We start from the raw sequence: 13,896 nt of genomic DNA, 5'->3' as shown, positions 1-13,896 counted from the left end.
TTTAATAATACTTATTTTATCGCTTTTGCTAAATCTTTCAAGTTCCCTTTGTTAAAATTTAGTGCCCCCATCATTGTAAAATCAAAATAAACTACCTCTCCATTTACTGGATCAAAAACAAAAATGGTTTTATTGACTGTTATAGCAGGTTGAAGATAATAGTAGTCTTTGTTTTTTTCTTTGATGACTTTTTCTATTTTTTCTTTGCTGCAAATTTCATATTTAAAAGGATATAAAGCTGCAATATCGTCTTTAGTAAGGTCTTTTGTTAGCAGATAATTTATACCTACACTCTGTACATTTGATCCAGTAAGAACTTTTTTATTAATTGATTCTTCACATATTAATAGGGTTCTTTCCTTTATTTTAGGTGAACGTTTTAAATAAATTTTTCCTAATTCTTTTACGATTGATAAAGTACTACCTTTAATATTGTTTTTTTGAACTAAATCAATTGAAAGAACCATTGATTCAATCATATTGCTGACTCTGTAAGCACAATCTGTTAAATTACTTTCATTTATAAAGAAATTGATTGGGGCATAGGCAATTAAATCTTGGTATTCATATCTACTAATTGTTTTTTTTCCACCATTAATTAATGCTAAATAATGATATGATTTTACATTTGGATTCGTATTACCAAATAAACATATAAATGAGGCCGTTTTATCCGCGATTTTTTTTTCAAATTCTTCACTTGAGATTGTTGAATATGGTGTTGTTTTCCAAATATTTGACATCGATTTTGTTAGTTCAGTATCAAATTTTTCGTTTCCTGTAAGTACAATGAATGTTTTTGATGCTTTAAACCTATTAAACTCTTCACTGTCGTATTCTTTGGCTGTAAATTGACCAAAGCATAAATTAATTACGAACAAGCCTAAAAAAAGAAATTTATTACCCATATTTATGTTATTTTTGGCAAAAATATAAAAAGAATGTATAAGAATTTTCTATTAGCAGTGTGTTTTTTTAATGTTATTATTGTAAATGCTCAATCAAAGATGATAGATGTGTCTCCATCGGATGCTTTAGTCTATGATGAAAACAACACGCTTCTCGGAAAGACCCCTTATGAAATTACTAAGAACGGAAGTTTTGTTTTGAAAATAAAAAAAGAAAATTTCAAATTACTAACATTAGAGATTAAGAATGATGAAAAAAATGAAGAAATTCAAAATTGTTTTGCCAATCCAGATAAGTTTTATATAAATATAAACAATAATACAGCCATTTTTAATTTGATTCCTTATAGAACTGAAAAAAAAGGTGAGATTTTTGTTGGATTTGCCAATCCTTCTTACAAGATAGATGAAAACGAATTGATAGGCACAGTAAATGAATCTAAAAGATATTTAAAATCTAAGAATATAAATTTTCTATTAGGTCATACTACGAATCTTGAAAATAGAATCTTTGAAGCTTTTGGAGATACATTTGTTCAACCTGTTTTTTTCGATCAAGAAAAAGAAAAAGAAGAAAAGTCTTTATTGTTAGAGCCAAGAGTAATTCTAAAACCTATTATAAAAAACTTAGACTTTAATCTGAAAGGTAAGATTTTACGTGAGTACGTTGGAAATTACCATATTGAGATAGAATGGTTCGTTTTTGATCGAAATGATTTAAACAATCCAAAATTTAGTTATGATACAAAAGTAGACGGATATAGGTTGAAAAATAATTATAATTTACTATTGCATGATTTAGTTTATTTTTCTCAATTAGAACTTTTAAAAAATGAAGGTTTATACCAAAAGTTCCTTGAAATTGAAAATAGTTATTTAAAAGAAACAATAGGCAATGAGTTAAATATTAACATATTATCTGAAGAAAAATATCAGGAAAATGAAATAAGCGGATATTTAGATTCGGTAGTTACCATTGAATCTGGAAATACTTTTGGTAGTGGATTTTTTATCAATAATGAAGGGTATATTTTAACTAATTTTCACATAGGTTCAATTATTGATGATTATTTTGTAACCGTCAACAACAAAAGAATCAAAGCTGAGGTTGTAAAATCTAACAAAAATGTTGATTTGCTTCTTTTGAAAATAGATCATAAATCTAAAGGACTACCAATAGTAAAAAAAGATTTTAAAAAAATTGGACAAGAAGTTTTTGCTATTGGTACGCCTCTCGATAAAACTTTAGAAAAATCTGTAACCAAAGGGATTGTAAGTAATTATAGAAAAATGAACGGTGTAGATTTTATACAAAGTGATGTAAGTATAAATTCTGGGAATAGTGGAGGACCATTAATAAATAAATTTGGAGAAGTACTCGCTATCAATACACTTAAAATGAATCAAGCGAATACAAATGGAATTGGATTTGCTATTGATATCAATTATGCTTTAAAAATGCTTAATATTAAGAAATTGCCGTAAAACTCATTTTTATTTTTTTCAAAACACAAAAGTTTAGTAGTGTATATAGTATTTAGTTTTTGTTTTATTTTCTAACATCAGATAATTCTACATAATTATTATCTATAATATCCCGTTTGTTTAAGAGGTATGCTATTGTAGTAGTAATTAAAAAAAGAATTGTTCAGTGTCCTAAATGTTTGCCAAAAAAACATTTAAATTCCAGAATGTAAATAACTTAAAACGGATGATGATTCCTTTACTTATGAAATGATCTTCTATGATTTCATAAGTAAAGGAATCATATTTGTTCATTTGAATTATAAAACTTTAGTAGATAAGATAGAATCCAAAATGTTTCCCTTGCCAAGTAACCGATTCACCTTCTTCAATAAGTCCGCTTGATCTTCCCGCAATAATTTTTTCCTTGGTAAAAAAGAATGATTCTTTATGATAATCTAAATTTCGTGCCGTATTAAATACAACTTTTATTTCTGCATTGATAATGGTTTTTAGATGGATTGTGGTCATTTTAAGTTTTATTATTTGGTTAATAATTCTTTTAATGGCTCAGATTAATTTTTTGGGGATTAAGCAAAAAGTTTCTCCATTCTAAAGAGGAAGAATTTAGTATCCATCACACCTCTTTGATTAGCTCTGAAGAGTTTTATTTTTGAGTTAAAGGATTCAGCATTTGCGTTTGTATGTCTTTTTATGAAGAAGTTTACAATTGTTTCCAAATGATAATTTAAACTATTGGCAACGGTATTAAAGACAGTCATTTTTAATTCTTTGGTTTTGGATATCCAATTCAATATTTTTTGTTTAACCTCTTCTTTTGAGGTGTATTCATAAATATTTCTAAACTCTTGGGTGTGTTTATATGCCTGATGTATTAGAGGATAATGTTGGAACAATATTTGGGCTCGCACTTTTTGGGTTTCTGTCCATTGGTTGGGTTTCTTGGCAATGATATAACGACATCGAGCCAATAGTTGTTTGGGTGTGTCTTGGTTTTCAAAAGTTATTGGAATGTATTTTATTGCTTGCTCCTTTGCTTTTTTGATAGCTTGATTCTCTTTTTCAATCTCCTCCCAGCGATATTTTATCCTTAAATGCTGGAGAGCTTCCATTACCAACTTTACCACATGGAAACGGTCTGTGACAAGGTAACTTTCAGGAAAACACATTCTTGATGCTGATTGCATATTGTTTGCCATATCAAGTGTTATCGATTTTACTTGTTTTCTATGCGAAAGTGGAATTTTAGTAACCACATCAATAATGTCCTGACTTTTGGTGCCTTTTATAACCGCCACTAAGGATTTCTTTTTGCCTCTTCCTTGTTTATTGGTTACAAAAGTATACAGTTCACCTTTTGACAATCTTACTTCATCAATACTTAAATTCTCCCCAATATTTTCGGGGTAAATCAGATAATTTTCGGCATGTTCTAACTGTTTCCAACTTGTAAAACCACTGATTCTTTTTTTGTAATGTCTTCGCAGTAAATCAGCTTTAATGCCATAATAACTGGCAATGTTACTTATCGTATCTTCTCGGGTCTCTACCTGTACCTTTTAAAAAATCCGAAAGTTCAACAGTTAATTTGGAACCTTCTGCAATAAAAGAATAATCGCTTTTAATTTCTGACTTATCTACTGTATTTCGCCACCTACGTCTTCTGATACCTAAATAAACAGCCTTTCCTCGTATTGGAAAATCTTGTATCAAAGTACGCTCACAAAAGCCTTTTGACTCATATTCCTCTGAAATGAAACCTTCGGGAATAATGTTCTTTTCATCAAGATAGATATAAAAGCAATCCTTTTTTGTTTGAATATCTCCTAATTCTATAAAATCAACAATATCAAAATGACATAATAATTCTTCGGGTAGAAAAGCAGAAAGTATCGAAAAATCCATTTACTTTTTTTGTCGCAATTTACAATTACTCCCCATATTTTTTATGTGAGCCCTTTTAATGCGCCTTGTAATTCAGAATACCTAAATCTAAATCCATTTTCGTGTAATCGTTTCGGAATTACATTTCTGCTTTTTAAAACCAATTCAGTTTCAGTGCCTATGATTTTTGCGCCAAATGCTAACATTCGTTTGCCTAGCGGAGCACCAAAAGGTATTTTCATTTCTTTACGAAGCGTTTTCATAAAGACTTTGTTTTGGATAGGTTCAGGAGATACTAGGTTTATTTTGCCTGTGATTTCCTTATTGATGATGTACTCTATGGCTCGGGCAAAATCTTTTTCGTGTATCCAACTTATAAATTGGTTGCCATTTCCTTGTTTGCCACCAAATCCCATTTGCACAAGATTTTTAATAGGAGGGAAAGCACCACCTTTTTTACCTAACACAATAGAGGTTCTCAATGCTGTTTTTTTTGTTTGTGAGGTTTCGGTTTTAAAAAAGGCTTTTTCCCAACTTTGTGCGACATTCATCGAAAAGTCATTGCCTATCTCTCCAGTATATTCATCCATTTGCTTATCTTCAGAATGTCTATATATAGTTGCTGTAGATGAATTTAGCCAGTGTTTAGGCGGATTTTGACATTGTGAAACGGCTTCGTTTAGGATCTTTGTACTTTTAATTCTAGAAAGCAAAATCTCTTTTTTATTTTTCTCATTATATCTACAATCAACCGATTTGCCTGCCATATTAATCAATACATCAGCATTCTCTAATGCAGTTTCCCATCCACCTAAACTTTTAGCGTTCCAGTGCACATAACATATATTGTTTTCTTGTCTTGATTTTCCTCTAGTTAAGACGATGATTTCTGTACATTTTTGTTGGAAATAATCTATAATGACCTTTCCTAAAAATCCTGTGCCGGCGGCAATGACTAATTTTTTCATAATTATATTGTTTTGCCTGTCAGGCAAATTATCTGATAGGCGCTTTTTTATGCTGTTATTGGATTATTCAAACTTGCTTCTTTCGATTTTCTTTTTCCTCTAAAAAACAGGTACAGATTGAAGAACATCATCACACCCAAATAAATTGAAAATCCTCCTATTTGATAGCTTAATTCTTCAATGAGTTCTTGGTAGGTGTTTTTGTAAAGATTGATTTCAAGGATCATTAAAGCATACCCTAAATTAAGGAGATAAAAACCTGTTTCAAATAGTTTGTTAGTGGCAGTAGCAATTTCTTCTCTGCCTCTAAAAATATCGAGCATAAAGGTCTTATCATTTTTGAATAATGTTTTAGATACATAAAAAGTTAAGACAATTACAATTGGTAAATAGATGGCATAACCGATTAAAATTTTTGAAGTTTCCATAATGATTTATTTAATTAATTTTTGAACGTAATTTGTTAGTATATAAAGATTTGAATAGTGTAAGAAGGATAGTATAAAGGCAATGGTTGCAATTTTTAGGGCAAGTGTTTCTATGAGTTGTTGGATGGTTATAATTTCATTCCATCCAATAAGTGTCATGGCACTGTACCCTATGTTTACAAGATAGTAGCCAACTAAAAGTGTTTTGTTTATTTGTATACATAAATTAGCGTGGTTAGGAATTAATTCGTTGACATACAGATTTCCGTTTTTGTAACATATTTTGCCTACGAAAACTATGATAAAAATGATTATGATTAAAAAAAAGGTATAACCAATCAGATTATAATTAAAAGGGATCATAAATATTCATTTTTCTTTTGTTTTTTACGGTAATTGCAGAACCTTTGGCTAGATAGACAGAACTTGGTTTCATTGTATTTAAAAAGCGAAACTCCTTTCCGTAATTTTTTTCAAAATCTACTCCAATGGTGTAGTTCTTGATGGTATATTGTTCCCATTTAGGATGTTGTACTTCGTATTCGTAAGTAGTGTTTATAGCATATTTGGTGTAACCATAATAATGCTCCATAATAAATTCAGCTTCGCTGTTTGGATCTAATGGAGACAAGAAATCATAAGCATTTACTTCAATTTTGTTAGTGCTATTTTTTTGATTCCAGGTATAGCATACATGTAAAATATCAGCTTCTAATTTTATATTATGATTCATAATTTGGGTTTCATAATGTTCTTTATATAAGGTGTTAGCAACAAAAGTAATGGCGCTTTTCGGAACAATTTCTTTGATAAAAACCACACCACGTCTCCATTCGCCGTTTTCAAAGCGTTTTACATAAAATCTAAGATTTACTTCTTCAAAATGGGTATGATTAGGAATTTTAAGTCCTAAAACTTTAGTCTCTTCAAACATAAATCCAACCAAACTCACATAGCAGTTCCCGTTAAAACAATCCAATTCGGTGCCAGCTGGAAGGTATTTTTGTAAGACATCTGGTTGGACAATATAATTTGCCATTACCAAGTTTTTCCATTGCGCGGTTAAGAAGTTCATAGTGTTATTATTTTTTTTAAACTTTCAGAAAAAAATGAAAGTTTTGATTAAATTTTTTTACTTCATAAATTTAACTAACAATTGAGCCAACCAATTGTCTTTGTATTCTGTGATTTTGTCCAAAACATTATCAGCTTTAAGAACAAAGTCATATAGTTTTGTGGTTTGATCTACAAAATGTTTTTCTTCAGCTGATGTATTTGCGTCAATTGAAGACACTTCTTTGAGTACTTTCAAAGCGGGTTTAATTTCTCTTTTGCTTCGTTCACGTGATATTTTTACCGCTAATTCATCTAAATCTTTTTCGGCAGTAAAAAACTCACGTCTTTCACCTGCTTTGTATTCTTTGTATACAATGCCCCAATCCATCAAGGCACGTAAATTCATACTAGCATTTCCACGAGAAATTTGTAGCTCTTCCATAATGTCTTCCATAGAAACAGCTTCGTTAGATACCATCAACAAGGCGTGAATTTGTGCCATGGTTTTGTTGATACCCCACTGAGAACCTAACGCCCCCCAGGTTTGTACAAACTTATTTTTTGCTTCTTTGAATTCCATACCCCAAAGGTATAAAAATGTTTTTAAACTTTCAAAAAAAAATGAAAGTTTATTTTAAGAGGCAATTTTAAAAGTTACCTCTTATCTTCTTTGCTATAATTTGAAACGCCATCTATAGGTATTTGAGTTCCTGAAAATTTAGGTTTTCTATTTCGTAACACGTCTATAAATGCCTTGAATCTTGAAAAATATTCTCTAAAGCAAACATATTTGTATCCTTTGTACAGACCTTTATTGGCAGAGTAACCTATGGAATTAATTCCAATTTGGTTACCAATATAAATAGCTCTGTTTAGATGGTATTCCTGAGATATTAGGACAGCATTTCTTATTGAAAATATTTTTTTTGCTCTATACAAAGTCGAATAGCTATCGAAACCCGCATAATCAATATAAATTTTTGTTGTATCCACCCCGTGCTGATAGCAATAATTTTTCATGACAGTTAGTTCGTCATATTCTTCTCTTCCATTGTCACCAGAGAGTAAAATTTTTTGTATTTTGTTTGCATTGTAAAGATGTATGCCTGCATCTAATCGGTCTTTTAAATATTTACTTGGATTATTACCATTTATTCCAGCACCGAAAATAATCCCCACTTTAGTGGTGGGGATGTTTCTTTCAGATTTGTAAATATTTTTTTCAGTAATTGATTTGATATATAGATTTACTGTCAGAATAGCTACCGTAAATAGCGTAAAACTGTAAAACGCTATTTTTTTATATTTTTTGAAGATCATTGCGTGTTAAATTATAAAAGTCCCGCTCTCTTCAACAAAGCTTCGGGTTTAGGCTCTTGACCTCTAAATTTTTTGTATAACGTCATAGGATGATCTGTACCTCCTTGTGATAAAACGTAGTTTTTAAATTTATCCGCTACTTCTTTGTTGAAAATACCATTTTCTTGGAAATAAGCAAAAGCATCGGCATCTAGGACTTCTGCCCATTTATAACTGTAATATCCTGATGAATAGCCACCTTGAAAAATATGAGAGAAAGAAACACTCATACAGTTTTCTGCTACATCAGGATACAGCATTGTATTTGCCATAGATTGTTTTTCAAATTCTTTTACCGACTTGATTTCAGATGGATTTTGCCCGTGGAAATCCATATCTAGAAGACCGAAACTCAATTGTCGTAATGTTGCCATTCCTTCCAAAAAGCTTGCACTTTCTTTAATTTTATCTACATATTCCTGTGGGATCACTTCTCCAGTTTCATAATGTTTCGCAAAGAGAGCCAAGGCTTCTGGTTCATAACACCAATTTTCCATTACTTGACTTGGTAATTCCACAAAGTCCCAATAAACAGAGGTTCCTGACAGACTTGGGTAAGTTGTGTTTGCTAACATGCCATGTAAAGCATGTCCAAATTCGTGAAATAGGGTAGTTACTTCTTGAAAAGTGAGCAATGAAGGCTTGGTAGGGGTAGGTTTAGTGAAATTGCACACAATGGAAACATGAGGACGTTCGTTTACTCCATTTTGAATATATTGGTGTTTAAAAGAGGTCATCCATGCTCCATTTCGTTTTCCTTCTCTAGGAAAATAATCAGAATAGAAAACAGCGACTAAGTCCCCTTTTTCATCTGTAACTTCAAAAGTATGAACTTCATCATGGTATTTGTCAATATCGAAGACTTCGGTAAAAGTTAATCCAAATAATCGATTCGCAATTTCAAAAGCACCTGCTTGTACATTTTGAAGTTCAAAATAGGGTTTTAATTTTTCGTCATCTAAGTTGAAAAGTTCTTGTCTTAACTTTTCAGCATAATAAGCACCATCCCATTTTTGTAATTGTTCTACTGAGTCAATTTTTTTAGCAAAGGATGCTAATTGATTAAATTCTTTTTCCGCGGCAGGTTTTGCTTTGGTTAATAAGTCATTCAAGAATGATTTTACTTTTTCAGGGGTTTGTGCCATGCGTTCTTCAAGGACAAAATGAGCATGCGTTTTATAGCCTAACAGATTCGCTCGCTCATGTCTTAGATTTGCAATTTTAATTACAATAGCTTCATTATTGTATTCATTGTCCTGAAAGCATTTTTTGCCATAGGCTATTGTTAATTCTGTGCGTAATTCTCTATTCTCAGCATAAGTAACAAAAGGTAAGTAGCTTGGCATATTTAGAGTAAAAAGCCAGCCTTCTTTATTTTTACTTTTAGCTAATGCCAGAGCCGTTTCAATAGTGTCTTCGGGAAGTCCTTTTAAGTCCTCTGTGTTAGTGATGTGGAGTTCATAATTATTGGTTTCAGCCAAAGCATTTTCCCCGAAAACTAGTTTTAGTTTAGCCAATTCAGTGTCAATTTCACGTAAGCGTGCTTTTTTCTCTTCAGAGAGTAAAGCCCCGTTACGTGTAAAACTCTTGTATTTTTTATCTAATAAAGTGCTTTGTTCTGTAGTTAGTACTAAAGTGTTTTTTTGTTCATAAATTTTTTTGATGCGATTAAATAAATCTGTATTTAGAGTAATGTCATTACCAAACTCTGTTAAAAGAGGGGATACTTCTTGTGCTATTTTTTGCATTTCTTCAGAAGTTTCGGCAGAATTCAAATTAAAAAAGATACTAGTAATTCTGTCGAGTGTTTGTCCAGAAAACTCTAAAGCTTCAATGGTGTTTTCAAAAGTAGGAGTTTCAGGATTGGTAATAATTGTATTGATTTCTTTTTTTGCTAGTTCAATTCCTTCTTTTATGGCAGGTTTGTAATCTTCCATTTTTATTGAATTAAAAGGAGCTGTATTGTGTTTTGTTTCAAATTTATTAATGAGAATTTTCATAAAATTATGTATTTTGTCTATTTTTTGTGTTATATAGTAAAAGGTTATTATGTTTTGTGTCTTGATTTTAGAGATAAGTGCTAAAAATCTAATGATGTTTAAAATTTGAATATTGATTTAACTCAATCGGTATTCATGTTACTTTAAATCTCTAAATACCACTGGATCTTTTTCTTTTTGCTAAAATAGAAAATATCCTAAATAAAAAATCCCGATTTACTCGGGATTCTATTATTTTTTTAAATTTTTTGAGGCATTCAAAACCGCTTGTTTTAAACCTTCTTTGTAATCAATTATTCTTTTTAAAATGTCTTGATTTTGTGCACCAATAATTTGTGCAGCTAAAATACCTGCATTTTTAGCTCCATTTAAGGCTACTGTGGCAACAGGAACCCCGCCTGGCATTTGTAAGATAGATAAAACAGAATCCCATCCATCAATTGAATTGCTTGATTTTACGGGTACACCTATAACTGGTAATGGACTCATACTAGCAACCATTCCTGGTAAGTGCGCTGCTCCACCGGCACCTGCAATAATTACATTAATGCCTCTTTTGTGTGCATTGCTGCTAAAATCAACCAATTTTTCAGGGGTGCGGTGAGCCGAAACGATGTCAACTTCTGTCTCGATTCCAAATTCTGCTAATATGTTTATGGCATCCTGCATGACTGGCATGTCAGAGATGCTTCCCATTACGATGGCTACTTTATTCATTATTTTTTTATTGACTAATCACTCTAATATTATTTTTTACTTCTTCAGCAATTCTTCTTGCTTCACTCATGTTTTCATTTACTATCGTTACATGTCCCATCTTACGGAAAGGTCGTGTTTCGCGTTTTCCATAAATATGAGGAGTCACACCTTCTATTGCCATTATTTGTCCGATATTTTTATAGACTACTTGTCCAGAATAGCCTTCTTCTCCAACTAAATTTACCATAATACCAGCTACTTTACTATTTGTATTGCCTAGAGGTAAATCTAAAATAGCCCGCAGGTGCTGTTCAAATTGTGAGGTATAACTTGCTTCAATACTATAATGACCTGAATTGTGTGGGCGAGGAGCAACTTCATTTACAAGAATATCATTATCTACTGTTTGAAACATCTCTACCGCAAGCAAGCCCACGTGGTTCATCGCTTCTGAAACCTTTAAAGCCACCTCGCGTGCTTTTTGTGCCACAGTATCGTCAATCCTAGCAGGACAAATGGTGTATTCTACTTGATTGGCTTCTGGGTGAAATTCCATTTCAACTACGGGATACGTTTTTATTTCTCCTTTAGGATTGCGAGCAACTATTACCGCTAACTCATTTTTAAAAGAAACTAAGTCTTCCGCTAAACATTCTACTTCAGGTAAATCAAGTAAATCTATGCTGGAACGAACAATTTTTACGCCATTTCCATCATAACCACCTTGAGCTGATTTCCAGACAAAAGGAAACTCTAATTCATTTTTTTTAATAGCTTCTTTTAAATCAGTAATGTCAACAAAACGTTGGTATACTGAAGTAGGAATGTTATTTTTTGAATAGAAATCCTTTTGCTGTCCTTTGTTTTGAATTAATCGCAGGGTTTTAGGTGATGGATAAATAGCTAAGCCTTCTTCTTCTAATTTTTCTAAAGCCTCTAGGTTTACATGTTCTATTTCAAGGGTTAATAAATCAACTTTTTTTCCGAATTGATAAACGGTGTCAAAATCCAATAGACTGCCTTGGTAGAATTTATCACATCCTATTCTTGCTGGAGCTTCTTCGTTAGGATCTAGAACAAATGTCTGAATGTCAAATTTTCGTGTTTCACATAGGAGCATTTTACCTAATTGTCCACCTCCTAATATTCCCAATTTATAATCGGAAGAAAAATAATAGTTCATTGTAGTTGTTGTGTTGTGTGTAGCGCAAAGATACTATTTTTTCAAAAAAAGGGATCAATATGAGGTATTAATACAAAAAAAAATACCCCGTTTGGGAAGGGTATTTTAATGAAAGACGACTTTGGGTTAAAAGTACGCTTTTGGAATAAGTAGGGTGTTTATTTGTAGTTTTTTAACTTGTTTTGCTTGATTCAAAATTAGAGAAAAATCTGTTAAAAAATATACGGGAAAACCGTATATTTTGTTAAAATTTATTTTAATTCGGAGTTGTTTTTAAGTTATTGTTAATCAATTTGTTGTGCCTTTTTTTTTGGTTGCTGATTAATTTATAAAGGTTCTTTGAATTTGTTTTATTTGTTATTCAGCATGCTCGTTTTTTGAAAGGGAATAGTTAACTTTAGGAGAAGATTAAAAATATTCATGACTATACTATAAATTAGAAAAAAATAAAGGTTCATGGATTAAGTTGGTTTTAATATAATTCAAATTCTATTTGTTGCTTGAATTCAATGATTGAAAAAAACAGAAATAATATTATTGAACTGTAGTGAAATTAATTAAAGGTACATTGGTGTGGTAAGTCGTAAAAATGGTTAAAACATTAGTTCAAAAAAGTAGATAAAAACTTAAGGAGTAAAAAACTAATATCTAAAATCTTTATATTATCTTTGCCGTTTATTTTTTTAAAACAACACAAAATATGGAGATTAAGTTACACGATAAGTATTTTAAACCATTTATCGGGTTTGAAGAACTTGATTTCGCTATAGGTAATTTAGCCCAGCAAATCAAAAATGATTTTCAAGATGAGGTGCCCGTTTTTATAGGAGTGCTTAATGGTTCGTTCATGTTTTTGTCGGATTTGATGAAGCATTATGATTCTTCTTGTGAAGTTTCTTTTGTGAAATTGGCATCTTATGAAGGTACGAATACTACTCATGAAGTAAAACAGTTAATTGGTTTAAATCAAGATCTACAAGGAAGAAGTGTGATAATAGTAGAGGATATTGTAGATACAGGAAACACGGTGGAGGAACTGAAAAATATTTTTAAGGACCAAGGAGTTAAAAGGCTAAAGATTGCTACTTTATTTTTTAAACCAGAAGCTTATACTAAAGACATCAAATTAGATTATGTGGGAATTAGAATCCCTAATAAGTTTATTGTAGGTTATGGATTGGATTATGATGGTTTAGGTAGGAATTTAAAAGAAGTGTACCAGTTAGCAGAATAGTAATACAAAATTAACAATATAAAAAATTTAGAATAAAATGATTAATATCGTTCTTTTCGGAAAACCTGGAGCAGGAAAAGGGACTCAAGCTGAATTTTTAACAAAAAAATACAATTTAACTCATTTATCTACTGGAGATATCTTTCGTTTTAATATTAAAAATCAGACGGAATTAGGAATGTTAGCTAAGTCTTATATAGATAAAGGTGATTTAGTACCAGATGATGTTACTATTAATATGCTACAATCTGAAGTTCAAAAAAATCCGAATTCATTTGGTTTTTTATTTGATGGATTTCCAAGGACTATTGCTCAAGCAGAAGCACTTGATGTTTTTTTGACTAGTAAAGATCAAATGGTTACAGCTACTATTGCTTTAGAGGCTGATGATGAAATTTTAGTACAACGCTTACTAGAACGCGGTAAAACTTCAGGACGGACAGATGATCAAGATGAAGAAAAGATTAGAAATCGTTACCAAGAATATAATGAAAAAACAGCCCCTTTAATTGGATATTATCAAAACAAAGGAAGGTTTCATGCTGTAGATGGTATTGGTACAATTGAAGAGGTTACGCAACGATTAAGCTCAGTAATAGAAAATTTATAAGATTTAGATTTAGGTTTTAACTCTTAAGTTTAAATAATAAGGTGTTATATTTGTATGTAGAATGTTGTATTTTAGAAAAACT

The 13,896-nt window shown here is 31.1% G+C and carries 16 protein-coding genes; 3 read left to right on the top strand and 13 right to left on the bottom strand.

Annotated elements, in window-relative coordinates; genetic code table 11:
- Positions 1 to 11: 11 nt before the first annotated feature.
- Positions 12 to 908 carry a hypothetical protein gene (locus HUE53_RS04220; RefSeq protein WP_065213053.1) on the bottom strand — a complete coding sequence of 299 codons (897 nt, stop codon included), beginning with the start codon at positions 906 to 908 and terminating at the stop codon, positions 12 to 14.
- 33 nt (positions 909 to 941) lie between these two features.
- Between HUE53_RS04220 and HUE53_RS04215 the strand changes: the two genes are divergently transcribed.
- Positions 942 to 2,393 carry a S1C family serine protease gene (locus HUE53_RS04215; protein WP_065213054.1) on the top strand — a complete coding sequence of 484 codons (1,452 nt, stop codon included), beginning with the start codon at positions 942 to 944 and terminating at the stop codon, positions 2,391 to 2,393.
- Positions 2,394 to 2,702: 309 nt separating this feature from the next.
- Here the strand turns inward: HUE53_RS04215 and HUE53_RS04210 are convergent, their stop codons facing one another.
- The 12 genes from HUE53_RS04210 to HUE53_RS04155 form a co-directional block, all read right to left on the bottom strand.
- Positions 2,703 to 2,903: an SRPBCC family protein gene (locus tag HUE53_RS04210; protein ID WP_014166341.1), complete on the bottom strand. Its 201-nt coding sequence runs from the start codon at positions 2,901 to 2,903 to the stop codon at positions 2,703 to 2,705.
- A gap of 59 nt (positions 2,904 to 2,962) precedes the next feature.
- Complete coding sequence (locus HUE53_RS04205; RefSeq protein WP_454951484.1) at positions 2,963 to 3,880, bottom strand: ISAon1 family transposase; 918 nt, start codon at positions 3,878 to 3,880, stop codon at positions 2,963 to 2,965.
- Positions 3,881 to 3,914: 34 nt separating this feature from the next.
- On the bottom strand, positions 3,915 to 4,298 hold the full coding sequence (locus HUE53_RS04200; RefSeq protein ID WP_014165862.1) for an ISAon1 family transposase N-terminal region protein: 384 nt from the start codon (positions 4,296 to 4,298) through the stop codon (positions 3,915 to 3,917).
- 41 nt (positions 4,299 to 4,339) lie between these two features.
- Entirely contained in the window at positions 4,340 to 5,245 is a 906-nt protein-coding gene (locus HUE53_RS04195; protein ID WP_192188729.1) for a TIGR01777 family oxidoreductase, read from the bottom strand.
- Positions 5,246 to 5,292: 47 nt separating this feature from the next.
- Positions 5,293 to 5,673, bottom strand: a complete 381-nt coding sequence (locus tag HUE53_RS04190) for a hypothetical protein (protein ID WP_192188728.1) — start codon at positions 5,671 to 5,673, stop codon at positions 5,293 to 5,295.
- A gap of 6 nt (positions 5,674 to 5,679) precedes the next feature.
- Positions 5,680 to 6,036, bottom strand: a complete 357-nt coding sequence (locus tag HUE53_RS04185) for a hypothetical protein (RefSeq protein ID WP_077225579.1) — start codon at positions 6,034 to 6,036, stop codon at positions 5,680 to 5,682.
- Positions 6,023 to 6,748, bottom strand: a complete 726-nt coding sequence (locus HUE53_RS04180; RefSeq protein WP_192188727.1) for a YqjF family protein — start codon at positions 6,746 to 6,748, stop codon at positions 6,023 to 6,025. Before HUE53_RS04180 ends, HUE53_RS04185 begins: the two co-directional genes overlap by 14 nt.
- A 57-nt stretch (positions 6,749 to 6,805) precedes the next feature.
- A complete protein-coding gene (locus tag HUE53_RS04175; RefSeq protein ID WP_014166336.1) occupies positions 6,806 to 7,309 on the bottom strand; it encodes a GbsR/MarR family transcriptional regulator in 504 nt (167 codons plus the stop codon).
- 74 nt (positions 7,310 to 7,383) lie between these two features.
- The gene (locus HUE53_RS04170) at positions 7,384 to 8,049 is read right to left on the bottom strand and encodes a SanA/YdcF family protein (RefSeq protein WP_014166335.1); all 666 of its coding nucleotides are present in this window, start codon (positions 8,047 to 8,049) and stop codon (positions 7,384 to 7,386) included.
- An 11-nt stretch (positions 8,050 to 8,060) separates the two neighbouring features.
- Entirely contained in the window at positions 8,061 to 10,088 is a 2,028-nt protein-coding gene (locus tag HUE53_RS04165) for a M3 family metallopeptidase (protein ID WP_014166334.1), read from the bottom strand.
- 231 nt (positions 10,089 to 10,319) lie between these two features.
- Positions 10,320 to 10,805, bottom strand: a complete 486-nt coding sequence (gene purE, locus HUE53_RS04160; protein WP_077225577.1) for a 5-(carboxyamino)imidazole ribonucleotide mutase — start codon at positions 10,803 to 10,805, stop codon at positions 10,320 to 10,322.
- A 7-nt stretch (positions 10,806 to 10,812) separates the two neighbouring features.
- Positions 10,813 to 11,970: a 5-(carboxyamino)imidazole ribonucleotide synthase gene (locus HUE53_RS04155; RefSeq protein ID WP_107317639.1), complete on the bottom strand. Its 1,158-nt coding sequence runs from the start codon at positions 11,968 to 11,970 to the stop codon at positions 10,813 to 10,815.
- Positions 11,971 to 12,670: 700 nt separating this feature from the next.
- Between HUE53_RS04155 and hpt the strand changes: the two genes are divergently transcribed.
- Complete coding sequence (gene hpt / locus HUE53_RS04150; protein WP_014166329.1) at positions 12,671 to 13,204, top strand: hypoxanthine phosphoribosyltransferase; 534 nt, start codon at positions 12,671 to 12,673, stop codon at positions 13,202 to 13,204.
- 37 nt (positions 13,205 to 13,241) lie between these two features.
- Entirely contained in the window at positions 13,242 to 13,814 is a 573-nt protein-coding gene (locus HUE53_RS04145) for an adenylate kinase (RefSeq protein ID WP_014166328.1), read from the top strand.
- The last annotated feature ends 82 nt before the right edge of the window (positions 13,815 to 13,896 follow it).

This window comes from Flavobacterium columnare, from assembly GCF_014844295.1.
GTDB classification, from domain to species: Bacteria; Bacteroidota; Bacteroidia; order Flavobacteriales; family Flavobacteriaceae; genus Flavobacterium; species Flavobacterium columnare.
This window is presented reverse-complemented; position numbering and strand designations above follow the sequence as displayed.